Origin of the sequence: Nocardioides sp. (genome assembly GCF_004803405.1) — a bacterium.
Taxonomy (GTDB): Bacteria; Actinomycetota; Actinomycetes; order Propionibacteriales; family Nocardioidaceae; genus Nocardioides; species Nocardioides vastitatis.
The window spans coordinates 1-26,099 of record NZ_SSXI01000286.1; the positions used below are offsets into that span (position 1 = coordinate 1).

The window sequence follows — 26,099 nt, forward strand, 5'->3', positions numbered from 1 at the left end:
CACCCCGCTGTCGGTCAGGCAGCGACGCGGTCAGCGCCGTCCTCAGCGGCGGCCGCACTGGCGGCCGGCGAGCGGAACAGGAGCAGGGTCGTCAGGACACCCACCGCAGCCAGGACGGCGGCGCCGACGAACGCGGCCGAGAACCCCTCGGTGAGCGCGGTCGCGTCACCGGGCTGGTCGGCGCCGTTGGCCGCGGCGACCGCCGTCATCACGGCCAGCCCGAGGGCGGACCCGATCTGGTAGCTCGTGTTGACGATGCCCGACGCGAGGCCGCCCTCCTCGGGACGCGCTGCCGAGATCGCCGTCCCGAGGGTCGGGATGAAGGCCAGCGACATGCCGAGCGCCGCGAGCAGGGAGGCGGGCAGCACGTCGACGGCGTACGAGCCATCGGGATCGATCAGGGACAGCCACGCCATGCCCGCCGCCAGCAGCGCAAGGCCGGTGACCGCGGCCGCCTTCGGGCCGATCGCAGCCAGCACGCGCGGTGCGAGGCCGATCATGCCGACCATGATGAGGAGCGTCATCGGCAGCAGGGCAGCGCCGCTGGGGAACGCGGTGTAGCCGAGGACCTGCTGCAGGTAGAGGTTCAGGAAGAACCACATCGGGATCCACGCGGCCCCGAGCAGGAGCTGGGCGAGGTTCGCCGCAGCCAGGTTCGGCGCCCGGAGGATGCCGAGCCGGACCAGTGGTTCGCGACCACGCGCCTGGCCGACGACGAACCCGACCAGCAGGACCGCAGCGACTGCAAGCACCCCCCAGGTCTGGCCGGAGTCCCAGCCGACCTCGGGCGCCCGCACGACGGCGTACACGGCAGCGGCAAGGCCGGCCGTAACCGTGATCGCGCCGAGCACGTCGACCCGGCGACCGGAGGCGGCGGCGCCGGCCGGCATCACGCTGGGAACCAAGGCCAGGATCGCCAGTGCGATGGGGATGTTGACGTAGAACACCCACGGCCAGCTGACGTACTCGGTGATCACGCCGCCCAGGAAGACACCGGCTGTGCCACCCGCCGGCGCCGCAGCGCCGTACAGGGCGAGGGCCTTCGGTAGCTCCTTCGGGCTGGACCCGAAGAGCATGAAGAGCAGGGTCAGGGCCGAGGGGGCGATCAGCGCCGAGCCGGCGCCCTGGACCGCTCGTCCGACGAGCTCGGTCGCGACGTCGCCCGCGAGACCGGCGACGAGCGAGCCGGCGAGCAGGACCACCCAACCGGCCGAGAACACCCGGCGGGCGCCCAGCACGTCGGAGAGCTTGCCCCCGAGGAGCAGCAGGCCGCCGAAGGCGACCACGTAGGCGTTGAACACCCAGGACAGGTTCTCCTGGGTGAAGCCGAGCTCGGCCTGCATGCGGGGCAGCGCCACCCCGATGATCGAGGTGTCCATGATGACCATGAACTGGGCCGCCGCGATCAGCGCGAGGCCCAGCCAGCGGCGATCCGCCGCCGGCGTGGTTGTGGTTGACATCCGAGTCCTCCTTGGGTGCGTGCCCCCGGCCTTCCGGGAACCTGGCTTGTGCGGAATACCCTAGGGGGGTAATGTATTCCTCAGACGCGGACGTTAGCACGAAATACCGGAGGGGGGTACCCTGGAGTGACCACGAAGATCGACGAGAGGGACACCGCAATGCCCCACACACCGCCGGGCCGGAGCCAGGCCGGTGCCGACGCGCCGCACGAGCACCAGCACAGCTACATCGCGAACAACACCAAGGGCGACTACCTCAAGCGGCTGCGCCGCATCGAGGGCCAGGCTCGGGGCCTGCAGCGGATGGTCGAGGAGGAGAAGTACTGCATCGACATCCTCACGCAGATCTCGGCGATGACGAAGGCTCTCGAGGCGGTCGCGCTCGGGCTGCTCGACGAGCACATGGCTCACTGCGTCGTCGACGCCGTCGCAGCCGGAGGCGAGGAGGCACAGATCAAGCTCAAGGAGGCCTCCGACGCCATCGCTCGCCTCGTCCGCTCCTAAAGGGCCCTTGGCCCGACCCCGCCCCATCCCGAGAGGAACACATCGATGAGTCAGACCAGCACCTACACCGTCACCGGCATGACCTGCGGCCACTGCGTCGCCTCGGTCACCGAGGAGGTCCAGGAGATCCCCGGCGTCCAGGACGTCGCCGTCGACCTCCCCTCCGGTGCGGTCACCATCACCAGCGCCGAGCCCCTCGACGACGACGCGGTCCGCGCTGCCGTCGAGGACGCCGGCTACCAGCTGGCATGAGCACCCCCGCCAAGCTCGCCGGGTTCCTGGCCGCGGCCGTGGCCGTCTTCGGCCTCGCACTCGTGATCGGCCGGCTCGCCGGTCCGGTGGACGACGACGTCACGACGCACGACGACTCCCACGGCAGCGACACCGCCGAGGCCGGTCACGGGGACGACCACGACTCCTCGACCGAGCCCGCCTCGCAGACGCAGGTCCCAGGAGGACTGATGGTCTCCCAGCAGGGCTACACCCTGGCTCTCACCGAGGACGCCACCACGCCAGGGCAGAACCGGCCGTTGACATTCACGATCACCGGTCCGGACGGCTCACCGGTGACGGAGTACGACGTCGAGCACGAGAAGCAGCTGCACCTGATCGCCGTACGGCGCGACTTCAGCGGGTTCCAGCACGTGCATCCGACCCTGGACGACGAAGGGGTCTGGTCGACCGAGCTCGACCTGACACCCGGCACCTGGCGGGTGTTCGCCGACTTCAAGGCGACCGGCGCCGAGGCGCTCACCCTGGGCGCCGACCTCGCCGTCACCGGCGACTACCGGCCCGCACCGTCCGCGGAGGAGTCCCGCACCGCAGCCGTGGATGACTACGAGGTCACCCTCGACGGCGACCTCACCGCGGGCGCCGACGCCGAGCTGACCCTGAGGGTCACCAAGGCGGGCGAGCCGGTCAGCGACCTCGAGCCCTACCTGGGCGCTTACGGCCATCTGGTCGCGCTGCGCGACGGCGACCTCGCCTACCTGCACGTCCATCCGGACGGCACGCCGGGCGACGGCTCCACCGAGCCCGGCCCCGACGTGGTCTTCTACGCCGCCGTGCCGAGCGCCGGCAGCTACCACCTCTACCTGGACTTCAAGCACGACGGCGTGGTCCGCACCGCGGCCTTCACCGTCACCGCCGGCGACGCCGCCGCGCCCACCGACGCCAGCACGACCCCCGAGGAGGGAGACGACAGTGGACACGAGCACTGAGCGGCAGGTCGAGCTCGCGATCACCGGGATGACCTGCGCCTCGTGCGCCAACCGGATCGAGCGCAAGCTCAACAAGCTCGACGGCGTCGTGGCCACGGTCAACTACGCCACCGAGAAGGCCAAGGTCACCTTCACCGACGACGTCGCCCCCGAGGACCTGGTCGCCACCGTCCAACAGGCCGGGTACGACGCCAGGCTCCCCCAGCCGGAGCGAGCCGGCGCCGCCGGGCCGGATGGCGACGCGGCCGAGGCGGCGGACCCGGTCCGCACCCTGCGGCACCGGCTGTTGGTCTCCGCCGCTCTCACCGTGCCGGTGATCGCGATGGCGATGGCGCCGGCGCTGCAGTTCACGTACTGGCAGTGGCTCTCGCTCACCCTTGCCGCCCCCGTCGTGGTCTGGGGTGCGTGGCCGTTCCACCGCGCCGCGTGGGCCAACCTGCGACACGGCACGTCCACGATGGACACGCTGATCTCCCTCGGCACCCTCGCCGCCCTCGGATGGTCGGTCTACGCCCTGTTCTGGGGGACCGCCGGCACGCCGGGGATGACCCACCCGTTCGAGCTGACCGTCGCACGCACCGACGGAGCCGGCAACATTTACCTCGAGGCCGCGGCCGGAGTCACCACGTTCATCCTCGCCGGCCGCTACTTCGAGCAGCGGTCCAAGCGGCGAGCGGGAGCCGCGCTCCGGGCACTCCTCGAACTCGGTGCGAAGGAGGTCGCCGTACTGGGGCCCGACGGCCGGACCGAGACTCGGATCCCGGTCGAGGACCTCACGGTCGGCGACCTGTTCGTGGTGCGTCCCGGTGAGAAGATCGCGACGGACGGCGTCGTCGAGCACGGCACCTCGGCGGTGGACGCCTCGATGCTCACCGGCGAGTCCGTGCCGGTCGAGGTCGGTCCCGGCGCCGCCGTCGTCGGCGCGACCGTCAACGCCGGCGGCCGACTGGTCGTCCGAGCCACCCGGGTCGGCGGCGACACCCAGCTCGCGCAGATGGCGCGGCTCGTCGAGGACGCGCAGAACGGAAAGGCCCAGGTCCAGCGTCTCGCCGACCGGATCTCGGGAGTCTTCGTCCCGATCGTGATCCTGCTCGCCGCCGGCACTCTCGGCTTCTGGGTCGGCACGGGCAGCGGGCTGGCGGCTGCGTTCACCGCCGCTGTCGCGGTGGTGATCATCGCGTGCCCGTGCGCCTTGGGGCTCGCCACGCCCACCGCGCTGATGGTCGGCACCGGCAGGGGCGCACAGCTCGGCATCCTGATCAAGGGACCCGAGGTGCTCGAGTCGACCCGTCGCGTCGACACGGTCGTGCTGGACAAGACCGGCACGGTCACCACCGGCGAGATGACCCTGCGCGATGTCATCGCCGCCGACGGCGAGCAGGCCGATGACGTGCTGCGCTACGCGGGCGCGCTCGAGAACGCCTCCGAGCACCCGATCGCCAGGGCGATCGCCGACGGCGCCCGCGAGCGCCTCGGCTCCCTCCCGCCGGTGGAGGACTTCGCCAACGTCGAAGGGCTGGGCGTCCAGGGCGTGGTCCGGGAGCAGGACCCGGCCGCACCGGGCAGTCGTGCCGTCCTCGTCGGCCGACCGACGCTGCTGGCCGAGTGGTCACAACACCTCCCTCCCGACCTCGAAGCGGCGCTGGACCACGCCCAGCAGAGCGGTGGCACCGCGGTGGCGGTCGGCTGGGACGGGAAGGCCCGCGGCATCGTGGTGGTCGCGGACGCGATCAAGGCGACGTCGCCCGCCGCCGTCGCTGAGCTGCGGCAGCTCGGCCTGCGGCCGATGCTGCTCACCGGCGACAACGTCGTGGTCGCTCGCTCGGTCGCTGCCGAGGTCGGTATCGACGAGGCCGACGTCATCGCCGAGGTGCTGCCGACCGACAAGGTCGACGTGGTCAAGCGGCTCCAGGACGAGGGCCGGGTCGTGGCCATGGTCGGCGACGGCGTGAATGACGCCGCGGCGCTGGCGCAGGCGGACCTGGGTCTGGCCATGGGTACCGGCACCGACGTCGCGATCGAGGCCAGTGACCTCACCTTGGTGCGGGGCGATCTCCGAGTCACGGTGGATGCGATTCGGCTGTCCCGGCGCACCCTGGCGACGATCAAGGGCAACCTGTTCTGGGCCTTCGCGTACAACGTCGCCGCCCTGCCGCTGGCCGCCGCCGGGCTGTTGAACCCGATGCTCGCCGGCGCCGCGATGGCGTTCTCGAGCGTCTTCGTCGTGACGAACAGCCTGCGGCTGCGGGGATTCCGGGCACACGCGGGCACGGGGCTGGACGCCACCGGGTAGCTGCTGCCCCTGTCCCTGAGAGCCGTGGGGGGGCCTTCCGGATCCAGTGCCTAGTCACCACGGACTATGGTCCCGGGCCCCACCGTTCAGACCTGGTTGAAACCCCTATCAATTGGGGACGAAGGCGCGCACAGTCGACGCATGGCCCACAAGAACCCGATCCGCGTCTACCTCGTCGACGACCACGAAATCGTCCGTCGCGGTGTCGCCAGCCTGCTCGCGTCCGACGACACGATCGAGGTGGTGGGCCAGTCGGGCAGCGCCGTGGACGCGCTGCGAGAGATCCTCGAGCTGCGCCCCGACGTGGTCGTCCTCGACAACCACCTGCCCGACGGCTCCGGTATCGACGTCTGCCGCGAGATGCGGGCGGTCGACCCCTCCATCAGGGGCCTGATCCTGACCTCCTACGACGACGCCGAGGTCATCTCCGCGGCGATCCTCGCCGGGGCCTCCGGCTACGTGCTGAAGCGGATCGAGGGCAACTCGCTGGTCAGCGGGGTCCACCTCATCGCGGGCGGCCACTCCCTGATCGACCCTTCGGTCGCCAGTCGGGTCGTGGAGCAGATGGAGATGCAGAAGAAGTCCGTCGACGTCGTCGGCGACCTCACCCCGCAGCAGCGCAAGATCCTCCTCCTGATCGCCCAGGGCATGACCAACCGGCAGATCGCCGAGAGCCTGTACCTGGCCGAGAAGACCGTGAAGAACCACGTCACCGGCCTGCTTTCCCGTCTCGGCCTGCAGCACCGCACCCAGGCCGCTCTGCTCGCTGCCCGTCTCGACGGCGGCGCCGGAACGACGACGGCGAGCACGGTCGCCGCTCGCAATCCCGCCCTGCGCCCGGCCGGCGTTCGCTACGCCGCCTGAGTCGCCCGTCGGAGACCGCGCAGGCGTTGCGTCGTCATGCCCGGTCCTTCCCGACCGGGGTGACGGCCCGCGTCCCGCCGATCCGTAGGACCGGGTTCTCCGCGCCGCAGCAGCCGTCGCCGCAGCGAGTCTCCGCTTCCGTGGCGGTCGCGGTCTCCTCTCCTGAGCCGGGCGAGCAGCACCCCTCGCCCCGCCAGGCATCGCGACCTTCCTTCACCGCCACGGCTGCGATGACCAGGCCGGCGATGGGGTCGGCCCAGGACCAGCCGAGGGTGGCGTTGAGAAGGAGCCCGACGAGCAGGACTGCGGAGAGGTACGTGCACAGCAGCGTCTGGGTGGAGTCGGCGACCACCGCGCCGGAGCCCAGCGCGCGACCGGTGCGACGCTGTGCCCAGGACAGGAACGGCATGATCAGCAGGGAGGCGCTCGCGAGGCCGATCCCGACCGGCGAGGGGTCTGCGTCGTGCCCGGCGGTGAGGGCCCGGAGCGACTCCAGGGAGACGTAGCCGGCGAGGGCGAAGAAGGAGACCGCCATCAGCCGCAGTGCACGGCGTTCCCGCGACTCGGGCATGCGGTGCCGGAACTGCCACAGGATGATCAGACCGCTGGAGACCTCGACCACCGAGTCCAGGCCGAACCCGACCAGCGCGACCGATCCCGCGACCACGCCGGCGGAGATCGCGATGGCCGCCTCGAGCAGGTTGTAGGCGACCGATGCGCCCGCCAGCAGCTGGGCGCGGCGACCCAGGCGGTCGCGGGCCGCGCCCGTGACGTGGGTGTGGACGGAGCTCATGCGTCCCGCTCCCGCGCCGCGACGCCGAAGCTCGCGCACAGGGTGACCGCGTCGCCGGTCACCGCCAGCAGCCGCTCGGCGGCGGCGAGCAGCTCCGCCAGCGCCTCGGGGTGCGCGAGCGAGAACACCGACGCCCGCCCCACCGGCCGGGAGGTCACCAGGCCGCAGTCCTTGAGGCACGCGAGGTGCTTGGACACGGTGCTCTGGGCCAGCCCCAGATGAGTGGTGAGGTCGACCACGCGCTGCTCGCCGAGGCTCAAACGCTGCAGGATCGTCAGTCGGGACGGGTCGCTGAACCCGTGGAACAGGCAGGACGCCGCGGTGAGCGCGGCCGTCTCGGAGCCGAGCCGGGCCTCCATCGTTTGCATCGCCATTCGGCGATGATAGCGTCGCTGGGTCGGCGGTGGCGCCGTGTCCAAGGAGCGCGGCCGCAGTCAGGACGTGCGCACGCGCACGCCCCTGGCCCGGATCCGTTCGACCTCGTCGACCGGGGCCGCCGCGTCCGTCACCAGCGTCCACGTGGACTCGATGGCGACCCATGCCGGCGCGTGCTGCCCGAGCTTCGAGGAGTCGGCGAGCACCGCCACCTGGTCAGCCCGGGCGGCCGCCTGCTCCTTGACCCAGGTCTCCTCGACGGTCGGCTCGCCCAGGCCGCGCTCGGCGTCCACGGCGTCGGCGCCCAGGAACGCGACGTCGAAGTGAAGCCGGTCGAGGGCGAGCGAGGCCAGCGGTCCGACGACACCGTGGCTCAGGGGCTGCACCCGACCACCGGTCATGACGACCTCCACCAGTGGGGCCCGGGCGAGAAGCACGGCCGCCTCCAGTCCCCGGGTGACCACGGTGAGCGGTCCGCGGCCGACCAGGAGCTCGGCCAGGGCGAGGCAGGTCGTCCCGGCGTCGACGAACACCGTGCCCTCCGGGGGCACCATGTCGACGGCGACCCGGCCGATGGCCGTCTTGGCGGCGCGGTTGATCAGCTCGCTCTCGGTGAACGGGCGTTCGTGGAACACCTCGGGGACCAGCGCACCCCCGTACGTCCGGGCGATCCGGCCCTGACGCTGCAGCTGGGAGAGATCGCGCCGGACGGTGGATGCCGAGACCCCCAGCCTTTCGGCGAGCAGCTCCACGCCATCGACGCCTTCGCGGACCAGTCCGACGATCGCGTCGTGCCGTTCGCGGGTGGCTCGTCGTACGGTCGCGTCGGCCGTCATGTTCCTCCCGGTGTCGTCAGGGCGTGTAAGTCGCGCGGATATTGTCGACGTACGGCGCGTAGTCGACGGCCGCGAGGTAGGCCGACAGCATCGTGCCATGGCTGGCCTTGCCGGACCCCGCGATGTCGAACGCGGTGCCGTGGTCGACGGACGTACGCAGGATCGGGAGCCCGACCGTCACCGAGATGGTGCCGTCGAAGTCGAACGTCTTCGCGGGAATGTGGCCCTGGTCGTGGAAGTGGGAGAGCACGCCGTCGTAGCGACCGACCAGGCCCTGGTGGAAGACGGAGTCCGCCGGGATCGGGCCGCGGATGTCGAGCCCTTCCGCCCTCACCGCCTCGCATGCGGGCGTGATGTGCACGATCTCCTCGTCCCCGAAGGCGCCGTTCTCCCCGCCGTGCGGGTTCAGCGCCGCGACGGCGAGGCGAGGCTTGTCCACACCGAACACCTCGAGCGCGGTGTGCGCCTGGTGGATCGACGCCTCGATCCGCTCCTTGGTCAGCTGGTCCAGGGCCTTGCGCAGCGAGACGTGCCGGGTGGTGAAGAAGATCCGGAGGTGGTGGCCGCCGGCGTCGTCGTTCCGTACGACGAACATGGTGTCCTGCTTCGTGACCCCGGTGAGCTCGCCCAGCATCTCGGTATGGCCGAGATGCTGGGAGCCCGCGGCCCAGATCGCCTCCTTGTTGATCGGGCCGGTGACGATGCCGGCGACCTTGCAATCCATCGCCGCACGGGTGGCGACCTCGATCGCGACGATCGCGGCCCGTCCGGCGCGCTTGTCGACCTTGCCCCACGCAGGCATGTCGTCGCCGAGCACGCCGGTGTCGTAGATGTCGATCACGCCCTCACCGGCGGGCTCGACGTCGAACGAGTCGACGACCCGCACCTCGACGTCGAGGCCCATCGCGTCCCTCCCCTTGCGCAGAGCGACCGGGTCGCCGACCGCGATGCCGTGGTGGTCGGTGGCGCCGGCCTGCTCGGCGAGGGTTCGGGCGGTGATCTCGGGACCGATCCCCACGGGGTCGCCGAGGGTCAGTGCGAGGATGTGGCGGGTCATGGTGGTCTCCGTTCCAGACGGGGTCATCGGGTCAGTAGGGCTGGCGGGATTCGACGGCCGTCACCTGCCGACGGCGGGCCTCGGCGCTCCGGCGCAGATGGTCGACGCAGGCGACGGTCGTGCCGGCGTCGCCCACCAAGCCGCCCTTGGTCACGATCTGCAGCCCGTCCCAGGGACCGCCGACGAGGGTGCCGGCCACCGCGAGCGGGACCACCTCGTCGGAGATCTCCAGTCCGTGCGAGCCGAGCTCGGCGAGCACTGCGGCGGTGACGTCGCCGCCGGTGGTGAAGATGCCGTCGACAGCGTGGGCCTCCAGGTTGCGGCGGACCGCCCGGGCCAGGGCTCGGGGGATCGCGTCGGCCTCCTCCGCTGTCGGCCGCCACACGTCGGACTCGTCGAGGACCGTCGCGAGGACCACCACGTCCTTCGGCCCCGCGGACGACAGCGCCTCGTCGAGGACCCGGGCGGTGGCGTCCACGTCAGGCACCGCACCGGCCCGGACCGCACGGTGGGTGATCGCACCTCGCTCGACGGAGAGCTGGTGCAGCTGGGTGCGTGTCAGCTCGGTGGCCGACCCCGAGACCGCGAGCAGCGGCGCACCGTCGGCCGATCCGGCCAGGCCCAGCGCCCGGGCCAGCGCCACGGACGCGGGGCCCGGGTCGCTGGTGGCCCACACCAGGTCGGTGCCCGCGGTGGCCGCGACACACGCTGCGGCGACCCGGTCGAGGTGTTCCTCGGTCGTGGCGTCGGCGACCACCACCTCGGCACCCGCGGCCAGCGCCCGGCGCAGCTCGTCGACCAGAGCGGGCTCGTGCCCGGTGACCAGGTCGAGGGGTATCGCCGCGACGCCCAGGTCAGCCTGGTCCCTGAGCAGGTCGACGACATCGGAGGACCGCACCGGGGTCCGCGCATCGCGGGCGGCCTCGGTGTCCTCGAGCCGACGGCCACCGAGCAGCTGCATCCCGCCGATGGTCTGCCGGCCGGCTGCCGGATGCGCGGGGGCGCAGAGCACGACGACCCGGGCACCGTCGCTGGCCGCCGACACCTCCTCGAGCACCGCGCGGGTGGTGGCGCCGACATTGCCCCGCAGTGTGGTGTCGATGCGGTTGCAGACCAGGTGGACCGGCCAGCCCGCCCGAACCACCGCTGCGACCCGGCGGGCGGCCTCGCTGGGGCCGAGGTGCCGGCTGTCGGTGGTGGCGACGACCACGTCGAACCGGGACACCATCTCGGCCACCACGTCGGCGCGGTCCCCGGCGCTCGCGGTGACCGATCGGAACCCCGCCCGGGCGAAGCCCGCCGCGGCCGCGTTCGCACCGGTCAGGTCGTCCGCGACGACGAGGACATCGGCCACCTCAGAGCACCGCGCCGGCGATGAGCACCAGCGGCAGTGAGGCCAGCCACACCGCTGTGGTGATGCCGGACCAGCCGCGCAGCGCGGCGGTGCCCTCGAGCCCGGTGAACCGGGTGACGACCCAGAAGTAGGAGTCGTTGAAGTAGCTGAACACCATCGACCCCGCACAGCAGGCCAGAGCCGCGGCCAGCGGGGACAGGTCGAGGCCGACCACCAGCGGTGCGCTGACCGAGGCGGCGGTGATCATCGCGACCGTGCCCGAACCCTGGGCGACCCGCACCAGGGAGGCGATCAGGAAGGGCACGAGCACACCCGGCAGGCTGAGGTCGGCGATCGCCTCGGCCAGGGCGTCGCCCACGCCGGAGTCGCGAAGCACCTGGCCCAGGGCGCCGCCTGCGCCGGTGATCAGGATGATGAGACCGGCGGAGGCTGCGGCCTCGGCCATCCAGTGGTGGACGGTCTTGCGCGGGGTCCACCGCGGCAGCAGCAGGTAGACGGCGAGGACGATGCCGATGGTCAGCGCCACGACCGGATGGCCGATGAACGCCAGGATCTCGGCCCAGCGCGCCGGTGTGTACTCGTCCTCAGGTGACAGGACGCCCTGGTTGCTGCGGTCGATCGCGGCGGCGACGGTGTTGAGCACGATCAGCAGCAGAGGTACGAGCAGCGGCGTCACCGCGAGCCAGAACGGGACCGAGTGAGGCTTCTGGCCAGCGGGAGGGTCGCCCAGCTGGTGGACAGCCTCCTCGGTGGACGGCCCGTCGTCGGCGTCGTGCTCGAGGGTCTGGGTGGCCGTGTGGTGCCCGCCGCCCGCCGAGGTGCGCACGACCCCGTAGACCTCTCGGCGCATCTCCTCGGACAGCTCGGGCTCGAGCTTGGGCCCGATCCAGGCGGCGTACACGACGACGACGGGGAGCAGGATCAGCGCGAAGACCAGGCCCGCGAGAATCAGACCGCCGAGGTCGGCGCCGAGGATGCCGGCGACGCCGAGCGGTCCCGGCGTGGGCGGGACCAGGTGGTGGGTGAGCGTCATCCCGCAGCCGAGTGCGAGGGCCAGGGTGACGTAGCGACCCCGGATGCGGCGGGCGATCGAGCGCGCCAGCGGGTTCATGATCACGTAGCCGGAGTCGCAGAAGACCGGGATGGAGACCACCGCGCCGGTGCCCGCCATCGCCCAGTGCTCCCGGCCTCGGCCGAGCAGCCTGACGAAGGTGCGGGCGAGGCGGTCGGCCGCGCCGGAGACCTCGAGGATCTTGCCGATGGCGACGCCGAGGCCGATCACGATGCCGATCGAGGCCAGCGTGTTGCCGAAGCCCAGCGTCATCGAGTTGATCGTGTCGAGTGCCGACGATCCGGCGACGGAGCCGGTCACCAGCCCGGCGATCAGCAGCGCGACGAACGCGTCGAGGCGGGTCCGGAGGACCAGGACGACGATCGTCGCGATCCCGAGCACCAGCGCGAGGAGCAGTTGTACATCCATCGAGACCTCCCAGATGGCATCGGCCCCCGAGTAGGGCCTCGCAGCATCCTGACCCGGCCTTCTTGCGCACTGCAAGCGTTACGCGCCAGTAACTTGCGCGTTATGCGCAAGATCGGCGCGGGGGGTCCCTCAAAGACGGGCGAGCAGGTCGCGCATCCGGTCGATCTCCGCGCCCTGGCCGGTGACGATCTCGTTCGCCAGCTCGGTGACCTGGACGTCCGCCCCCGCGGTCGCGACCGGGTCGGCCATCGTGATCGCGCCCCGGTGGTGCTGGATCATTCCGCGCAGGAAGAGCCGGTCGAACTCCCGGCCGCGTGCGGACCTCAGCGCCTGCACCTGGGCATCGGTGAGCATCCCGTGCATCGTGACGTGGCCGTGCTCCCCGTGGTCGAAGTCAGCGGGGGCGTCCGTCGCCGACGGCACTGCGAGGTTGCGGTCGGCCAACCACGCTGACATGAGCAGGATCTCGGGCCGCTGAGCCGCGAGTATCCGGCGTGCCAGCGACTTGACGGCCGGCGACTCGGCCCTGGTCGGGGCCAGCTCGGACATGGTCAACGCCTGCGCGTGGTGCGGGATCATCATCTGCATGAACGCCACGTCGTCGTGCGCGAACTCGGCCTGCTCCGCCGTCGCCCCGGGCTCGACCGTCGAGGCCGCTTCGCCAGGACCGCCCGGCTGGAGGACCGCCGGCGACCTGCTCTCCCGGCGCTCCGCGTCCTCCTTCTCCAGGCAGCCACTCAGGACCAGGGCCGCCACCACGGCGAGGACGGCAAGGGGCAGCGACCGAGACCGAGACACCGAGAACTCCTCAAAGGGGTTGTGGGAGTGCTCACCTTAAGCCAGCATCAGGGGTCGGATCCGCATCCAAATTCTTTCTCGGGAGGAACCATGGCGATCCCTGTCCCTCTGCGCATGCGCAGGCTCGGCGTCACCGCGCTGGGCGTGCTCGCCCTCAGCCTCACGGCAGTGACCCTGCCCGCCGGCGCCCACGACGACCGCGATGACGGCGACGGCCCGAACGCTGCAGCCGCCGACTGTCCGCCCGGCCAGGCGCGGGCAGCCGAACGGGCTGGTGACAACTTCAAGCTGGCCTGCCAGCCCGGCCAGGACCTCGCCCAGCTCGACGACAGCGAGGCCACGCTGCGGCCCGGCGAGATCGAGAAGAGCCGCAACATCGAGCTCCTCGCGAACATCCCGAAGTCCGGCCCGTTCGCCAGCGAGGCGTCGTTCCAGTCCGACCTGGCGTTCCAGGGCGACTACGCCTTCCAGGGCAACTACAACGGCCTGTCGGTCTACGACATCAGCCAGCCGCACAAGCCGCAGCTCGTCACCCAGCTGCTCTGCCCGGGGTCCCAGAACGACATCTCCGTCCACGACGACCTCCTCGTGCTCAGCGTCGACTCCAGCCGGAGCAACAACAGCTGCGACAACGTCCCGATGTCGGCGACGATCAAGGAGGCGTGGGAGGGCATCCGGGTCTTCGACATCAGCGACCCGGCCGCCCCGCAGTACGTCGCCGCCGTGGAGACCGACTGCGGCTCCCACACCCACACGCTCGCCCCGTCGAAGGACGGCCGCGACGTGTACGTGTACGTCTCGTCGTACTCCCCGAACGCCAGCCACCCCGACTGCCAGCCGCCCCACGACAAGATCAGCGTGGTCAAGGTGCCGGTCTCGGCGCCGCAGGACGCGGCGGTCGTCAACGAGCCGGTGCTCTTCCCCGACGGTGGCAACCCGGCAGGCAACTACTCCCGGCAGACCGCCGGCTGCCACGACCTGACCGCCTACCCCAGCAAGGACATCGCCGCGGGAGCGTGCATGGGCGACGGCGTCCTGATCGACATCTCCGACCGGGAGAACCCCGTCGTCACCGAGCAGGTCCGTGACACCGAGAACTTCGCGTTCTGGCACTCCGCCACGTTCAACAACGCCGGCACCAAGGTCGTCTTCACCGACGAGCTCGGCGGCGGCGGTGGCCCGACCTGCAACCCGACGGTCGGCGACACGAAGGGGGCCGACGGGATCTACGACATCGTCGGCGGCGAGCTGGAGTTCCGCTCCTACTTCAAGATCCCGCGGACCCAGGCCAACACCGAGAACTGCGTGGCCCACAACGGCTCGCTGATCCCGGTGCGCGGCCGGGACATCATGGTCCAGGCCTGGTACCAGGGCGGGATCTCGGTGTGGGACTTCACCGACTCGGCGAACCCGAAGGAGATCGCGTACTTCGACCGGGGTCCGCTCTCCGAGGAGCGGCTCATCATCGGTGGCTCGTGGTCGGCGTACTGGTACAACGGCCACATCTACTCCAGCGACATCCAGATGGGCTTCGACGTCTTCAAGGTCAACGACCCGCGGGTGGCGCAGGCCCGCAGCGTGAGGATCGACGAGCTGAACGTCCAGTCGCAGACGTCGTACTGACGTCCGGTGATCAGAGCAGGGGCCCCGCCGATGCGGCGGGGCCCCTGCTCTCTCTCGTCCTGCATGCGGCGCACCGTCATGCCAACTGCTCCGGCGCAAACGGCGACAGCGACCGCCTCCTCGACGGACGCGGCGTCACCACCGGGGATTCACCCTGCGCCCTCCATGTTGAAGCAGCCCTCCACCTAGGAGTCACGACGACTCGAGCGCGGCCCATGCTGGAAGGATTCGCCGGCGGGTTCTGACGACGGCGTTACTGCGTGACGCCGTAGGGCCAGGCGCCTGCCTCATCGAGCGATCCCTCCGGTGGGCGGCCGACCGCGAGCACCGCGATCTCGCCGGTCGCGTCGATCCGCGCATCGCGGGTTCTGTAGCCGCTGATGTGCTCATCTCCGCGCACTCGCACGAGAATCTCGTGCCCGTCGATCTCGCCCCATACCTCGTACGCCGATCTATCGGTCTGTGAGATCGGCTCGGTGGTCCAACTGGAGAAGAACACAGCCGACGTGCTCCGGAAGGCTGCTTCGATGCACCTGCGACTCAGGGAACCTACGATCGCCAGTTCGTGGGTGTGCGTTGGCCGGTAGGACTCGCAGTCCGTCACGGTGACCTGGGGCCAAGCTCTGACCGCGTCGGGGATGAGGACTCGTTCGGCCGCCGCCGTGCCGGTGGATGACTTGGTCGGCACCGTCTGCTCCTTCGAGGTGGTCTCAGGCTCGCCTGCACGATCGGAGCAACCGGTGGCGATGACGAGTGCCAGAAGAAGCACGGCCAGCAGGGGCCGCGGTCGAGAACGCCTCCTCGACCCAACTGTCATGGCTGCGAACTCGTGGCGCCTTCAGCGCGAGCGCTGAACGGAAGCGCAGACGCGCCAGCGGCAGCAGCGATGGCAGCGACAAAGCCGCACCGAGGGATGCTGGTGTTCATCGGACGATCACCGACCTCGTTCCGGGGCAGACCGAAGAACGGCCCTACCTCGTGATCGTAGTCGTACCTGTTTGGCACGGATTGACCGCAGGTGCGGGGGTTGGTGATGTAGTTGCCCGACCCGTCCCTGTTCGTTCGAGGCGTAGGAAGACGAGCCGTACGGCGCGGACTACCGATCCGCCCCTGCCCGTGAAACCAGGCGGGTTTGCGCAACGTCGAGCTGGACTTGTCTCTCGGTTGGGTCAGTCTGATCTGAGAGCGGGGTAGTCGCATGCGGATCCTGCTCACGATGCAAGGCGTTCGCGGAGGAACTCGATGATCTCGTCGCGCGCTTCCAGGGTCGGATGTCCCGGTTCGTCGCACAGGTGAGCCGTGACGACGCTGTGCGGCGTCTGGACGCGCTCGGCAAAATGGGGTGGCGGCGATGGGTTGGCGTGCTGGTCGTCAAGGACACGGCCATCGAACCGTTCACCCAGCAGCGTCTCGTAGGCGCGGAAGCGTTCGGCACGACACCATCTGTCGCCCGCAAACCGGTAGCCCAAGGCCCGTAGGTCGTCACGCCGGAACCTCGATGCGATCTCGGCGAGGTTACGTTGACGTCGATCTGTTGCCGCAAGGCGGCGGCCGCTTCGCGCAGTCCGTCATGCGCCACCTTGACCGGAACCTCGCAACGCCATTTGACCTGGCCGCCGTCGCGGAAGCCGTCAACGTCAGTCCACGGACTCTTCTGCGTCAGTTCGCAGCGGAGACCCAGGACACACCACTCCGCTATCTGCAGAAGGCTCGGGTCCGCCAAGCTCGGCATTTTCTCGAGACCACCGACCGGTCGATCTCAGCGATCACCGCCGCGGTCGGGTATGGAGATCAGGCAACCTTCGCCCGTCTGTTCCAGCGCCACGTCGGCCTGACACCGTCCAATACCGACGGTCGTTCGGCAGAGTGCCAGATCGAGAAAGGCGCGAATCGAGTGTCAACAACGTTCGGGACCGTGGGTAGCTCGCGCGGAGGGATGCATCCGGCGCAGCTCGCGTCGTTACGGAGGTTCAAGGACGATTACCTCCCGCGGCGGTTGGGGCGACGGCGCTGATCAGCCCGTTACTGTCGCGACGTGGATCTTCAGCGGCGCATCGTCGAACGTCGGGGCGAGTTCCTGCTCTTCGCGCTGACCCCGCCACGTCGAGCGACCTCCCCGGTGAAGAGTCAGGCGATCGCCGACGCGACGGTCGAGCGCCTTCAGGCGCTGGACCTGGACGGCCTGGTGCTCTACGACATCGACGACGAGAGCGACCGAAACTCAGAGGAGCGCCCGTTCCCGTTCCTGCCGACCATGGACCCTGCGGAGTATCTGTCCAGGCACCTCCACGACTGGAACATCCCGGTCGTCGTGTACCGCGCGGTGGGCAAGTACGACGAGCCCGAGCTCCGATCGTGGCTCGTCGGCCAGGAGTCCGACCGGGTGCTGTCGGTCTTCGTCGGGACCTCGTCACGCGACAAGCCCGTGGCGACCTCGTTGACGCGCGCCCACGCGCTGCGGTCGGAGGTGAGGCCCGACCTGCTGCTCGGCGGGGTCGCGATCCCGGAGCGCCACACGCGCAAGGGCGATGAGCATCTGCGCCTTCTCTCCAAGCAGGCAGCCGGATGCGCCTTCTTCGTCACCCAAGTGGTCTACGACCTCAACGCAGCAAAGAACCTCGTCTCGGACTATCGCTACGAGTGCGCCGCCCGAGGCCAGGATCCGGTCCCGATCGTGTTCACGTTCTCGGTGTGCGGATCGATGAGGACGCTGGAGTTCCTCACGTGGCTCGGCGTCGACGTGCCTCGGTGGATCCAGAACGAGCTCCGGCACGCCGTGGACACCCTCGACGCCTCCTTCGAGCAAGCGCTGGCGACGGCTCTCGAGCTGATTGCCTACTGCCGCCGTCTCGGCGTCCCCTTCGGGCTCAACATTGAGAGCGTCTCGATCCGGCGCGCTGAGATCGAGTCGTCGGTGCATCTCGCCGCCCGTCTGCAGGCCGAGCTACACCGCGCGGACTGACCGGCCGTAGCTTTCGAGGGTCGACACCACACTGCCTCGAGTGGACGAGGGGCCGTGGGCCGTCGCCCTCAGAGTTGTCCCCGACGGCACCCATCTCGCCGGCACGGCGACGACATCACGGTCGTGAGCGACCGCTCCGAGGAGCCGTTCAGCCCCACGGAAGGCCGAGCGGGTGCTCCGTGACCGCCTCACAGGAACCCCACAACAGACGCACCGGAACCGCAAAGAGTCGGACTGCACGCTGAGGACATCGACATCGACCCCAAGGAGCAGTCGCATGTACACACACACTCCCGAACCCGACCAGACCCCGGGCGGCCCGGCGTACGAAGGCCGCCTACTGGTGCGTCCGGACGACGAGGTCGTCGACCAGGGCGCCGGCTTCGACCTCGCCACGCTGATCACCCGCCGCCGCGTCCTGGGTGTCGCAGGCCTCGGTGTCGGCGCACTGGCGCTGGCCGCGTGCAGCTCCTCGGGTGCCACCACCAGCACGAGCGGTTCGACCACGTCCAGCACGAGCGCCTCCAACGCCGTCAGCAGCACGACCGCCGACGGTGAGATCCCCGAGGAGACCAACGGCCCGTACCCGGCCGACGGGACGAACGGGAGCCTCAACGTGCTCACCGAGTCGGGCATCGTCCGCAGCGACATCACCTCGAGCCTGGACGGCGGGATGACCGTCGCCGGCACGCCGCTGGAGTTCAGCTTCACGCTCACCGACATGGCCAACGACGGTGCGGCGTTCGAAGGCGCGGCCGTCTACGTCTGGCACGCCGACGGCCAGGGCCGTTACTCGATGTACTCCGACGGCGTCACCGACGAGACGTTCCTGCGCGGCATCCAGGTCGCAGACTCCGACGGCAAGGTGACGTTCACGACGATCGTCCCCGGATGCTACGACGGCCGCTGGACGCACATCCACTTCGAGGTCTACCCCGACCTCGCGTCCGCCACGAATGTCGAGAACACCATCGCAACCTCCCAGGTCGCGTTCCCGGTCAAGATGGTCAACAAGGTCTACAAGGACACCGATCTCTATCCCTCCTCGGCCGCCAACCTGGCGAAGATCGGCAGCATCGACAACGACGGCGTCTTCGGAGACGGCTACGACCTGGAGATGGGCACGTTCAAGGGCAACCCCGAGAAGGGGTACGTCGGCTCCCTGCCGGTGGCCATCGACACGACGACGACCCCGGCCGCCGGGGGCCTGTCGCCCAGCGGCGGTGGCCCCGGGGACGGCGGCGCGCCGCCGTCCGGACCGCCTTCGGACGCCGCCACCACCAGCTGATCCACCCACCACCACTCAGGAGAAGTCATGTTGAACAATCTTTCGGGCTGGCACGCCCTCGTCATCCTCGCCATCGTCCTGCTGGTCTTCGGCTCGGCGAAGCTGCCCGAGCTCGCCCGCGGTCTGGGCCAGTCGGTCCGCATCCTCAAGGACGAGGTTCGCGACGACGCGTCCGAGGAGAAGGCCGGAGTCTCCGTCGCGCCCTCGAGTGACGAGGTGGCCGAGCGCCGGGCGTCATGACCACCGCCACCGTCGCACGGGGCACGATGCCCCTGTCCGGTCACCTGCGCGAGGCGCGGCGGCGGGGAACCCGCGCGGCGGTGGCGCTCCTGGTCGGCGTGGTCGGCGGGTTCCTGCTCGCTGACCAGATCCTCTCCATCCTCAGGGAGCCGATCCAGGAGCTGGCCGACTCGCGCAACGCGAGCCTCAACTACGACACCGTGACCGGAGCCTTCGACCTGAAGCTCCGCATCGCGATCTTCGCGGGCGTCGTCCTCTCCAGCCCGGTCTGGCTGGTCGAGCTGTTCGCCTTCGTCACGCCCGGCCTGACCCGGCGCGAGAAGAAGTACACCTTCGGCTTCGGCGCCGTCGCGGCGCCGCTGTTCCTCGCCGGCTGTGCGTTCGGGTTCAAGCTCTTCCCGCACATGGTGCGGGTGCTGACCAGCTTCTCCTCCGACCAGGACAGCACGATCCTGAGCGCGTCGTACTACGTCGACTTCGTGATGAAGATCGTGCTGGCGATCGGCGTCGCCTTCGTCCTGCCGGTCTTCATCGTCGTTCTCAACCTCCTCCGGGTCCTCCCCGCGGCGGCGCTGCGCCGTGGCTGGCGGCTGATCGTGATCGCGATCGTGCTGTTCAGCGCGCTGGTCACGCCCGCCGCCGATGTGTTGTCGATGTTCCTCGTCGCTGTGCCGATGACCGCCCTGTTCGGCACGGCGTACGCGATCGCCCAGGTGCACGACCGCCGGATCCTCGCCCTCACCCAGGAGCCCTGACCATGTTCGGCCTGACCTTCGAGAAGCTCCTGCTCGTCGCCATCATCTCGGGCGTCGTGATCGGTCCCCAGCGGCTGCCGGTCTACGCGCAGCACCTCGGGGAGACGATCCGCGCGCTGCGCCGACTCGTGGAGACATCGCGCGCGCAGGCGGAGCAGGAGATGGGTCTCGCTCTCGACCGGGAGACCCTCGCGGCGCTCGACCTACGCCAGTACGACCCGCGCCGGATCGTCCGTGAAGCACTACGCGAGCCGGTGCCCCAGCCCGCCGACGCGGCAGCCGAGTCCGACGCGGCGGTCCTCGCGGAGGCGGCCCGAGTCAGGCCGGGCCAGAAGTACCTCGTCACCGGCTCGGCGGCCCACCCCCGCCGGATCCCGATCGCCTCGCTGCCCGAGCACGACCCACGCCGCATTGCGGCCAGGAGCGCGGCCGCCCCTGACCCGAGCGGCGCACCGGAGGGTGGCACCGCCCACCAGGCTGAGGATCGACCCGACGACGAACGAAACGCCGAGCGGTACCTCAACGACGGCGGTCACCTCGTCGGCGAGGGGCGGCTGGACGCCGATGATCGGCTCGAGCCGGCCAGGGGGGCCTGCCCCGAATGACGAGGGAGAGGCCGTAGCCGGTTTCCCCGCGGGAGGCTCGTCATCTTCGTTGCATCTCGACACCAGGAATATCAGTGCGCCATGTCGACGAAGCGGCTGTAGTGACCCTGGAAGGCCACCACGATGTCGCGGGTCGCGCCGTTGCGGTGCTTGGCGACGATCAGGTCGGCCTCGCCGGGACGGGTCGACTCCTTCTCGTAGACGTCGTCGCGATGGAGCAGGATCACCATGTCCGCGTCCTGCTCGATCGAGCCAGACTCGCGAAGGTCGCTCATCATCGGCCGCTTGTCGGCGCGCTGCTCGGGACCACGGTTCAGCTGAGACAGCGCGATGATCGGGACCTCGAGCTCCTTGGCGAGCAGCTTCATCTGCCGCGAGAACTCCGAGACCTCGAGCTGACGGGACTCGACCTTCTTGCCCGACGACATGAGCTGGAGGTAGTCGATCACCATCAGCTTCAGGTCGTGCTTCTGCTTCAACCGGCGGGCCTTCGCCCGGATCTCGGTCATCGTCATGTTGGGCGAGTCGTCGATGAACACCGGAGCCGAGGAGATCTTGGCGACGTGACGCGCCAGCCGGTCCCACTCCTCGGTGGTCATCTTGCCGTTGCGGATGTGGTTGAGCGGGATCCGCGCCTCGGCCGACAGCAGGCGCATGGTGATCTCCGAGCGCGTCATCTCCAGGCTGAAGAAGGCGCTGGTCAGGTTGTTGTGGATCGAGGCCGCGCGGCACAGGTCCAGGGCCAGCGTCGACTTGCCCATCGCGGGCCGGGCGGCGACCACGATCATCTGCCCCTTGTGCAGGCCGTTGGTCAGGTCGTCCAGGTCGGCGAACCCGGTCGGCACGCCGTAGATGCCGGCCTCGCGGTTCTCGATCGCCTCGATCTCGTCGAGGACCGAGTCCATGATGTCGCCGAGCGGGGCGTAGTCCTCGGCCTTGCGCCGGTCGGTGACCTGGTAGACCTCCGCCTGGGCCTCGTTGACGATCGCGTCGACCTCGCCCTCGCCGGCGTAGCTGATCTGCACGATCTTGGTGCCCGCGTCGACCAGCCGGCGCAGGATGGCCTTCTCGCGGACGATCTCGGCATAGAAGCCCGCGTTGGCGGCGATCGGCACGTTCGCCGCGAGGGTGTGCAGGTACGGCGCCCCGCCGATCCGCTGCAGTTCGCCCCGCCGCTGGAGCTCGCCGGCGACAGTCACCATGTCCGCCGGCTCGCCGCGTCCGTAGAGGTCGAGGATCGCGTCGTGGATCGCCTCGTGCGCGGGCCGGTAGTAGTCGACGCCGCGGAGGACCTCGACCACGTCGGCGATCGCGTCCTTGGAGATCAGCATCGCCCCGAGGACGGACTGCTCGGCCGCCATGTCCTGCGGCGGCGTCCGGCCGCCGCCTGACTGCTGTGGCGCCTCGCCCGGTGCGTACGGCGCCGGGCCGTCCCCCCACTGCTCCGGCGGCTCCACGGTCCAGGTCGGCGAGTCGTCCGTGAGACTCACGGGGGTACCCCTCTCTCCTCGGTCGACCCTGGCTGGCACTCTCGGGACACGCTACGGACGCGTCCCGACACTTTCGTGGACGCGCGCGCGGAGCCCCGACCCCGGAACCTACGGCCAGGAGCGGCCCGGGGAAAGCCCGTTGTGCACAGGGCCTGGGGATAACCTGCGGCCGCACGTGGACGACACGCGTGAACGATGTGCACGGGTTGGGGAGGACGCTGTGGATGGAAGGGGGCACGAGGTGGCCAATCGGTCGCTGACCTGCGAAAACGTCATTTCGCGCTTGTGGAGTGGAAATTTCCGGCGTGTGACCTCGTTCACTTTCCGGCCATCTCCGCGTTGCCGGGGGTACCACGGGACTATGTCCCGATGCCCCGTTCGGACTATGCGGTATCCACAGGGGAGCCCAAGTTATCCACCGGTGCCCCGGGGCGGCCGGTGAGCGCCGGGCCGGGCCCGGTCGCGCGTCGCCCCACGAGCCCCACGAACCGCACCGGTCGTGGCCTCGACCGCGAGATCGCCCGGCTCGCCGTCCCGGCCTTCCTCGCCCTCGTCGCCGAGCCGCTGTTCCTTCTCGGCGACGCCGCGGTCGTCGGCCACCTCGGCACCCGGGAGCTCGCCGGCCTCGGCATCGCGGGCACGGTCATCCAGACCGTGGTCGGCCTGTGCATCTTCCTCGCCTACGGCACCACCGCCGGCGTCGCGCGCCAGCTCGGCGCTGGCCAGCGACGCGGCGCACTCACCCAGGGCATCGACGGCCTCTGGCTGGCCGTCGCGATGGGCGTGCCCGTCACGGTGGTCACCGCCGTCCTCGCCGGCCCGCTGGTCGGGCTGTTCGGCGCGGGCGACGATGTGAACGACCCCGCGACGACGTACCTGCGGATCGCGGCACTGGGGATCACCCCGCTGCTCCTTGTCCTGGCGACGACCGGCGTGCTGCGCGGCCTCCAGGACACCCGGACGCCTCTGACGGTGGCGATCCTCGGCAACCTCGCCAACCTCGCGCTCAACATCCTCCTCGTGTACGGCGCCGGGCCGGTCCCGCGTCTCGGGATCGCCGGCTCGGCGCTCGGATCGGTCATCGCGCAGACCGCGATGGCCGTGGCGCTGGTCGCGGTCGTGGTCCGGGCGGCGCGCAGGGAGCAGGCGACGCTCCGGCCGCACGCGGCCGGTGTCCGTGCGGCGGCGCGCGCCGGCGTACCCCTCCTGGTGCGGACGCTGACGCTGCGTGCCTCGCTCCTGGTCACGACCTATGCGGTGGTGCTCGCAGCGGGCGCCACCGCGACGAGCGACGAGGCGGTGCCCATCGCCACCCACCAGCTGGCGATGACGCTGTGGGGATTCCTGGCCTTCGTGCTGGACGCCATCGCGATCGCGGCCCAGGCGCTCACCGGGCGCCACCTCGGTGCGGGAGACGTCCCGGCGACGCGGGCGGTGACGACGCGGATGGTGCAGTGGGGCGTGGCCAGCGGCACGGTGACCGGTATCCTGCTGGCGGCCTCGAGCCCCTGGCTCGGTGCCCTGTTCACTCCGGACGGCGCCGTCCAGGGCGCCTTGGTCCCGGTCCTGCTCGTCGCCGCCCTCGCCCAGCCGGCCGCGGGTGTCGTGTTCGTTCTCGACGGCGTGCTGATCGGCGCCGGCGACGGGCGCTACTTGGCGTGGGCCGGTCTCGTGGTGCTGTGCGGCTACGCTCCGGTCGTGCTGCTGACGAGTGCCCTGGGGGCGGGGCTGGCCTGGCTGTGGGTGCTGTTCGCCGTGCTCTTCATGGGCGGCCGGCTGCTGACGCTGCTGCACCGTGCCCACGGCGACCGGTGGCTGGTCACCGGCGGCACGCTGCCGACCGGCGGTCGAGCCCGGTGAAGCCGCTCTACTGGATGGCCGTCGGACTGGTCTTCGTGCTCCTCGAGGGACGGACGGAGTCCGGCTGGGACATCTACCCCGACCCGCTCGGCTGGCTTTTCGTCCTGGTCGGCCTGCACGGGCTCGCCCGTGCCGCGCCGGGACTCCCGCTGCGGATGACGCTCTGGTACCTGGGCGCGCTCGCGCTGTTCGTCTCCGCCGCGCTGGTCGCCCCCGACGCTCGGGCCTGGCTCGACGACGCCGACCCGGCCCTGGTCTGGGCCGCGGATCTCCCGGCGCTCGCCTTCCAGGTCGCGCTCTGCCACGTGCTCGCGGACCAGGCGAGGCGCGCGAAGGCGCGCGGTGGCGCCTGGTGGCGGGTCGCCCAGGCCGGCCTGCTCGTCGGCATCGTGGCGCCGGTGCTGTACTTCGGCGCCGACTGGACCTGGCTCGAGGGCGTCGGCAACATCGGCTACGCGGCCGCGCTGCTCGTGGTGCTGCTCTGCCTGGTGTTCGGTGCCCGCTCCTGGGCGGGCGCGGGCGAGGTCACCGCTCGCACCTGACGATCCTGCTGCCGTTCGGGCCTCAGGAGGACAGTTTCGTCAGGTACGACGCGTGGCAGCGGTCGACTCAGCCGGCGAGGTTCGCGAGCGCCTTCTCCATCAGGGCCACGGACTGGTTGCGGGGGTCGCCCTCGTACTCGCCCTCGTACTCGATGTCGATGTCGATGTTGGCCGCGGCGGAGCAGGCCCGCATGAGCGCCTCGAGCGGCGGTGAGTCGCTGACCTTCCACCAGCCCTCCTCGGCGCCGACGATGTCGTCGACCGGCTCCACGATCGCCGCGATCTCCAGAGGCCGGGGGCACAGGAAGGTGCCGTCCTTGAAGTCGTCGGGGCCGGTCAGCTTCACCCTGATCTCGACCAGGCCCTGCGCCGCGAACGTGCAGGTGTCGCTGGACCACTCGACGTTGTTCTCGGTGGTCGTCCCCCTCCCGGCGCCGTCCTGGACAACGGTGACGCCGAAGGCCTCGGCCACGTCGGCCTCGCCGACCAGATCACACGCCGACGGGAGGTCCGCGGGTGCGGCGGAGGTGGTCGGGTCCTCAATCGCCTCCGAGGCGGCGTCGGTGGTCGCGTCGCTGCTGGCCGTCGTGGTGGCCTGCGTGGGCGCCGCTGACGTCGTGGTGTCCTCGGAGCCGTCGTCGGTGTCGTCCCCACAGGCTGCCAGTGCCGGCGCCAGCAGCAGAACGGCAACCGGCCACATCCGTCGTGTGCGCATCAAGGAGCTCCAGGTTCGTCGGTGGGTACACCAAAAGTAGCCGTGTGGCCGGCCCGAGACGGGCCGGCCACACGGGCTGGAGCGAAATACTTACGCAGGGATCACGTTGAGCGCGACCGCCGCGGACACGTCGTCGTGCAGCTTCACCGAGACGTTGTGGCTGCCCAGCGTCTTGATCGGGTTGCCGAGGACGATGGTCCGCTTGTCGATCGACTCGCCGGCGGCCTCGCCGAGCGCCGCCGCGATGTCGGCGGTGGTGACCGCACCGAACAGGCGTCCGCCCTGGCCGGCCTTCACCTTGACGGCGACCGGGTTGCCCTCGAGCTTGGCCTTGATCTCGGAGGCGTGCGCCTCGTCGCGGACCGCGCGAGCGCTCCGGGCCTGCTTGATGGCGTCCGCCTGCGCCTGTGCGCCGCGGGTCCAGCGGATGCCGAAGCCGCGCGGGAGGAGGTAGTTGCGGCCGTAGCCGTCCTTGACCTCGACCACGTCGCCGGCGCCACCGAGGCCCTCGACCTCCTGGGTCAGGATGATCTTCATGTCAGTTCTCCTTCTCTACCGACGTAGATCAGCGGCCGCTGGAGGTGTAGGGCAGCAGCGCGACCTCGCGGGCGTTCTTGACCGCGATCGCGACGTCCCGCTGGTGCTGGACGCAGTTGCCGGTCACCCGACGCGCGCGGATCTTGCCGCGGTCGGAGATGAACTTCTTCAGCAGGCCGGTGTCCTTGTAGTCGACACCGGTCGCCTTCTCCTTGCAGAACTGGCAAACCTTCTTCTTCGGCTTGCGGACGACTGCCTTCGCCATTGTGGTGCTCCTCCTCAGAGCCCGGCCGCGTCAGTCAACGTCGGCCGGAATGGTTGATGATGCTTGGGTTAGAACGGGGGTTCGTCGTTGCCGACGCCCGGCGCGGCCCACGGGTCGTTGGGCGCGCCGCCCCCTGCAGGTGCGGAGCTCGGCTGGCCTGCGGGCTGCGAGCTCCAGGGGTCG

General features: G+C 70.4%; 28 protein-coding genes. 14 read left to right on the forward strand and 14 right to left on the reverse strand.

What is annotated here, in order from left to right:
- Nucleotides 1-14 precede the first annotated feature (14 nt).
- Nucleotides 15-1,460: an MFS transporter gene (locus tag E7Z54_RS20200; protein ID WP_136436521.1), complete on the reverse strand. Its 1,446-nt coding sequence runs from the start codon at nucleotides 1,458-1,460 to the stop codon at nucleotides 15-17.
- Between the two features lie 159 nt (nucleotides 1,461-1,619).
- On the opposite strand from E7Z54_RS20200, the gene E7Z54_RS20205 reads away from it, so the two are divergent.
- The 5 genes from E7Z54_RS20205 (at nucleotide 1,620) to E7Z54_RS20225 (ending at nucleotide 6,341) form a co-directional block, all read left to right on the forward strand.
- Nucleotides 1,620-1,964 (forward strand): metal-sensitive transcriptional regulator, encoded by a 345-nt coding sequence (locus E7Z54_RS20205; protein WP_136436557.1) that lies wholly within the window; start codon nucleotides 1,620-1,622, stop codon nucleotides 1,962-1,964.
- A gap of 45 nt (nucleotides 1,965-2,009) precedes the next feature.
- Nucleotides 2,010-2,216, forward strand: a complete 207-nt coding sequence (locus tag E7Z54_RS20210) for a heavy-metal-associated domain-containing protein (protein WP_136436522.1) — start codon at nucleotides 2,010-2,012, stop codon at nucleotides 2,214-2,216.
- Nucleotides 2,213-3,184 (forward strand): hypothetical protein, encoded by a 972-nt coding sequence (locus E7Z54_RS20215; protein WP_136436524.1) that lies wholly within the window; start codon nucleotides 2,213-2,215, stop codon nucleotides 3,182-3,184. The genes E7Z54_RS20210 and E7Z54_RS20215 overlap by 4 nt, the downstream gene beginning before the upstream one ends.
- Nucleotides 3,168-5,477, forward strand: a complete 2,310-nt coding sequence (locus E7Z54_RS20220) for a heavy metal translocating P-type ATPase (RefSeq protein ID WP_276606249.1) — start codon at nucleotides 3,168-3,170, stop codon at nucleotides 5,475-5,477. Before E7Z54_RS20215 ends, E7Z54_RS20220 begins: the two co-directional genes overlap by 17 nt.
- A gap of 141 nt (nucleotides 5,478-5,618) precedes the next feature.
- A complete protein-coding gene (locus E7Z54_RS20225; RefSeq protein WP_136436526.1) occupies nucleotides 5,619-6,341 on the forward strand; it encodes a response regulator in 723 nt (240 codons plus the stop codon).
- 34 nt (nucleotides 6,342-6,375) lie between these two features.
- Here E7Z54_RS20225 and E7Z54_RS20230 read toward each other — a convergent pair whose 3' ends face one another.
- From E7Z54_RS20230 to E7Z54_RS20260, 7 genes are all read right to left on the reverse strand, one after another.
- Nucleotides 6,376-7,134, reverse strand: coding sequence for a cation diffusion facilitator family transporter (locus tag E7Z54_RS20230; RefSeq protein WP_136436527.1), 759 nt, complete (start codon nucleotides 7,132-7,134; stop codon nucleotides 6,376-6,378).
- Nucleotides 7,131-7,508 (reverse strand): ArsR/SmtB family transcription factor, encoded by a 378-nt coding sequence (locus E7Z54_RS20235; RefSeq protein WP_136436528.1) that lies wholly within the window; start codon nucleotides 7,506-7,508, stop codon nucleotides 7,131-7,133. The genes E7Z54_RS20230 and E7Z54_RS20235 overlap by 4 nt, the downstream gene beginning before the upstream one ends.
- A gap of 60 nt (nucleotides 7,509-7,568) precedes the next feature.
- On the reverse strand, nucleotides 7,569-8,345 hold the full coding sequence (locus E7Z54_RS20240; protein ID WP_136436530.1) for a DeoR/GlpR family DNA-binding transcription regulator: 777 nt from the start codon (nucleotides 8,343-8,345) through the stop codon (nucleotides 7,569-7,571).
- Between the two features lie 16 nt (nucleotides 8,346-8,361).
- A complete protein-coding gene (gene pdxA, locus E7Z54_RS20245) occupies nucleotides 8,362-9,402 on the reverse strand; it encodes a 4-hydroxythreonine-4-phosphate dehydrogenase PdxA (protein WP_136436532.1) in 1,041 nt (346 codons plus the stop codon).
- Between the two features lie 31 nt (nucleotides 9,403-9,433).
- Complete coding sequence (locus tag E7Z54_RS20250) at nucleotides 9,434-10,756, reverse strand: four-carbon acid sugar kinase family protein (RefSeq protein ID WP_136436533.1); 1,323 nt, start codon at nucleotides 10,754-10,756, stop codon at nucleotides 9,434-9,436.
- Nucleotide 10,757: 1 nt separating this feature from the next.
- Entirely contained in the window at nucleotides 10,758-12,236 is a 1,479-nt protein-coding gene (locus tag E7Z54_RS20255) for a GntP family permease (RefSeq protein ID WP_136436535.1), read from the reverse strand.
- Between the two features lie 129 nt (nucleotides 12,237-12,365).
- A complete protein-coding gene (locus tag E7Z54_RS20260) occupies nucleotides 12,366-13,034 on the reverse strand; it encodes a DUF305 domain-containing protein (protein ID WP_136436536.1) in 669 nt (222 codons plus the stop codon).
- 90 nt (nucleotides 13,035-13,124) lie between these two features.
- Between E7Z54_RS20260 and E7Z54_RS20265 the strand changes: the two genes are divergently transcribed.
- A complete protein-coding gene (locus E7Z54_RS20265) occupies nucleotides 13,125-14,657 on the forward strand; it encodes an LVIVD repeat-containing protein (protein WP_206056426.1) in 1,533 nt (510 codons plus the stop codon).
- Between the two features lie 253 nt (nucleotides 14,658-14,910).
- Here E7Z54_RS20265 and E7Z54_RS20270 read toward each other — a convergent pair whose 3' ends face one another.
- Together E7Z54_RS20270 and E7Z54_RS20275 are read right to left on the reverse strand one after the other, a co-directional pair.
- Complete coding sequence (locus tag E7Z54_RS20270; RefSeq protein WP_136436538.1) at nucleotides 14,911-15,426, reverse strand: hypothetical protein; 516 nt, start codon at nucleotides 15,424-15,426, stop codon at nucleotides 14,911-14,913.
- Between the two features lie 442 nt (nucleotides 15,427-15,868).
- Nucleotides 15,869-16,126 (reverse strand): hypothetical protein, encoded by a 258-nt coding sequence (locus E7Z54_RS20275; RefSeq protein WP_206056427.1) that lies wholly within the window; start codon nucleotides 16,124-16,126, stop codon nucleotides 15,869-15,871.
- 101 nt (nucleotides 16,127-16,227) lie between these two features.
- Between E7Z54_RS20275 and E7Z54_RS20280 the strand changes: the two genes are divergently transcribed.
- The 6 genes from E7Z54_RS20280 (at nucleotide 16,228) to E7Z54_RS20305 (ending at nucleotide 20,507) form a co-directional block, all read left to right on the forward strand.
- On the forward strand, nucleotides 16,228-16,671 hold the full coding sequence (locus E7Z54_RS20280) for a helix-turn-helix domain-containing protein (protein ID WP_206056428.1): 444 nt from the start codon (nucleotides 16,228-16,230) through the stop codon (nucleotides 16,669-16,671).
- A 21-nt stretch (nucleotides 16,672-16,692) separates the two neighbouring features.
- Nucleotides 16,693-17,619 carry a methylenetetrahydrofolate reductase gene (locus E7Z54_RS20285; protein ID WP_136436540.1) on the forward strand — a complete coding sequence of 309 codons (927 nt, stop codon included), beginning with the start codon at nucleotides 16,693-16,695 and terminating at the stop codon, nucleotides 17,617-17,619.
- Between the two features lie 277 nt (nucleotides 17,620-17,896).
- Nucleotides 17,897-18,907, forward strand: coding sequence for a 3,4-dioxygenase subunit beta (locus tag E7Z54_RS20290; RefSeq protein ID WP_136436542.1), 1,011 nt, complete (start codon nucleotides 17,897-17,899; stop codon nucleotides 18,905-18,907).
- Between the two features lie 27 nt (nucleotides 18,908-18,934).
- Entirely contained in the window at nucleotides 18,935-19,147 is a 213-nt protein-coding gene (tatA, locus tag E7Z54_RS20295) for a twin-arginine translocase TatA/TatE family subunit (protein ID WP_136436543.1), read from the forward strand.
- Entirely contained in the window at nucleotides 19,144-19,902 is a 759-nt protein-coding gene (gene tatC, locus E7Z54_RS20300; protein ID WP_136436544.1) for a twin-arginine translocase subunit TatC, read from the forward strand. Before tatA ends, tatC begins: the two co-directional genes overlap by 4 nt.
- A 2-nt stretch (nucleotides 19,903-19,904) precedes the next feature.
- Complete coding sequence (locus tag E7Z54_RS20305; RefSeq protein WP_206056429.1) at nucleotides 19,905-20,507, forward strand: twin-arginine translocase TatA/TatE family subunit; 603 nt, start codon at nucleotides 19,905-19,907, stop codon at nucleotides 20,505-20,507.
- Nucleotides 20,508-20,578: 71 nt separating this feature from the next.
- Here E7Z54_RS20305 and dnaB read toward each other — a convergent pair whose 3' ends face one another.
- The gene (gene dnaB, locus E7Z54_RS20310; RefSeq protein ID WP_378527433.1) at nucleotides 20,579-21,964 is read right to left on the reverse strand and encodes a replicative DNA helicase; all 1,386 of its coding nucleotides are present in this window, start codon (nucleotides 21,962-21,964) and stop codon (nucleotides 20,579-20,581) included.
- Between the two features lie 471 nt (nucleotides 21,965-22,435).
- Here dnaB and E7Z54_RS20315 point away from each other — a divergent pair, with 471 nt between their 5' ends.
- On the forward strand, nucleotides 22,436-23,857 hold the full coding sequence (locus E7Z54_RS20315) for an MATE family efflux transporter (RefSeq protein ID WP_378527371.1): 1,422 nt from the start codon (nucleotides 22,436-22,438) through the stop codon (nucleotides 23,855-23,857).
- Nucleotides 23,854-24,399: a hypothetical protein gene (locus E7Z54_RS20320; protein ID WP_136436549.1), complete on the forward strand. Its 546-nt coding sequence runs from the start codon at nucleotides 23,854-23,856 to the stop codon at nucleotides 24,397-24,399. Before E7Z54_RS20315 ends, E7Z54_RS20320 begins: the two co-directional genes overlap by 4 nt.
- A gap of 67 nt (nucleotides 24,400-24,466) precedes the next feature.
- Here E7Z54_RS20320 and E7Z54_RS23535 read toward each other — a convergent pair whose 3' ends face one another.
- The 3 genes from E7Z54_RS23535 to rpsR all read right to left on the reverse strand — a co-directional run bounded on the left by E7Z54_RS23535 (nucleotide 24,467) and on the right by rpsR (nucleotide 25,916).
- The gene (locus E7Z54_RS23535) at nucleotides 24,467-25,114 is read right to left on the reverse strand and encodes a hypothetical protein (protein ID WP_168798433.1); all 648 of its coding nucleotides are present in this window, start codon (nucleotides 25,112-25,114) and stop codon (nucleotides 24,467-24,469) included.
- 90 nt (nucleotides 25,115-25,204) lie between these two features.
- Complete coding sequence (rplI, locus tag E7Z54_RS20335; protein WP_136436553.1) at nucleotides 25,205-25,651, reverse strand: 50S ribosomal protein L9; 447 nt, start codon at nucleotides 25,649-25,651, stop codon at nucleotides 25,205-25,207.
- A gap of 28 nt (nucleotides 25,652-25,679) precedes the next feature.
- The gene (gene rpsR, locus E7Z54_RS20340; protein ID WP_136436555.1) at nucleotides 25,680-25,916 is read right to left on the reverse strand and encodes a 30S ribosomal protein S18; all 237 of its coding nucleotides are present in this window, start codon (nucleotides 25,914-25,916) and stop codon (nucleotides 25,680-25,682) included.
- Nucleotides 25,917-26,099 lie beyond the last annotated feature (183 nt).

Coding starts and splice junctions, on each gene's coding strand:
- E7Z54_RS20225 (WP_136436526.1), top strand. CDS start 5,619: ATGGCCCACAAGAACCCGATCCGCGTCTACCTCGTCGACGACCACGAA.
- tatC (WP_136436544.1), top strand. CDS start 19,144: ATGACCACCGCCACCGTCGCACGGGGCACGATGCCCCTGTCCGGTCAC.
- E7Z54_RS20205 (WP_136436557.1), top strand. CDS start 1,620: ATGCCCCACACACCGCCGGGCCGGAGCCAGGCCGGTGCCGACGCGCCG.
- E7Z54_RS20210 (WP_136436522.1), top strand. CDS start 2,010: ATGAGTCAGACCAGCACCTACACCGTCACCGGCATGACCTGCGGCCAC.
- E7Z54_RS20255 (WP_136436535.1), bottom strand. CDS start 12,236: ATGGATGTACAACTGCTCCTCGCGCTGGTGCTCGGGATCGCGACGATC.
- tatA (WP_136436543.1), top strand. CDS start 18,935: ATGTTGAACAATCTTTCGGGCTGGCACGCCCTCGTCATCCTCGCCATC.
- E7Z54_RS20235 (WP_136436528.1), bottom strand. CDS start 7,508: ATGGCGATGCAAACGATGGAGGCCCGGCTCGGCTCCGAGACGGCCGCG.
- E7Z54_RS20215 (WP_136436524.1), top strand. CDS start 2,213: ATGAGCACCCCCGCCAAGCTCGCCGGGTTCCTGGCCGCGGCCGTGGCC.
- rplI (WP_136436553.1), bottom strand. CDS start 25,651: ATGAAGATCATCCTGACCCAGGAGGTCGAGGGCCTCGGTGGCGCCGGC.
- E7Z54_RS20240 (WP_136436530.1), bottom strand. CDS start 8,345: ATGACGGCCGACGCGACCGTACGACGAGCCACCCGCGAACGGCACGAC.
- E7Z54_RS23535 (WP_168798433.1), bottom strand. CDS start 25,114: ATGCGCACACGACGGATGTGGCCGGTTGCCGTTCTGCTGCTGGCGCCG.
- E7Z54_RS20280 (WP_206056428.1), top strand. CDS start 16,228: ATGCGCCACCTTGACCGGAACCTCGCAACGCCATTTGACCTGGCCGCC.
- E7Z54_RS20290 (WP_136436542.1), top strand. CDS start 17,897: ATGTACACACACACTCCCGAACCCGACCAGACCCCGGGCGGCCCGGCG.
- E7Z54_RS20305 (WP_206056429.1), top strand. CDS start 19,905: ATGTTCGGCCTGACCTTCGAGAAGCTCCTGCTCGTCGCCATCATCTCG.
- E7Z54_RS20265 (WP_206056426.1), top strand. CDS start 13,125: ATGGCGATCCCTGTCCCTCTGCGCATGCGCAGGCTCGGCGTCACCGCG.
- E7Z54_RS20200 (WP_136436521.1), bottom strand. CDS start 1,460: ATGTCAACCACAACCACGCCGGCGGCGGATCGCCGCTGGCTGGGCCTC.
- pdxA (WP_136436532.1), bottom strand. CDS start 9,402: ATGACCCGCCACATCCTCGCACTGACCCTCGGCGACCCCGTGGGGATC.
- E7Z54_RS20230 (WP_136436527.1), bottom strand. CDS start 7,134: ATGAGCTCCGTCCACACCCACGTCACGGGCGCGGCCCGCGACCGCCTG.
- rpsR (WP_136436555.1), bottom strand. CDS start 25,916: ATGGCGAAGGCAGTCGTCCGCAAGCCGAAGAAGAAGGTTTGCCAGTTC.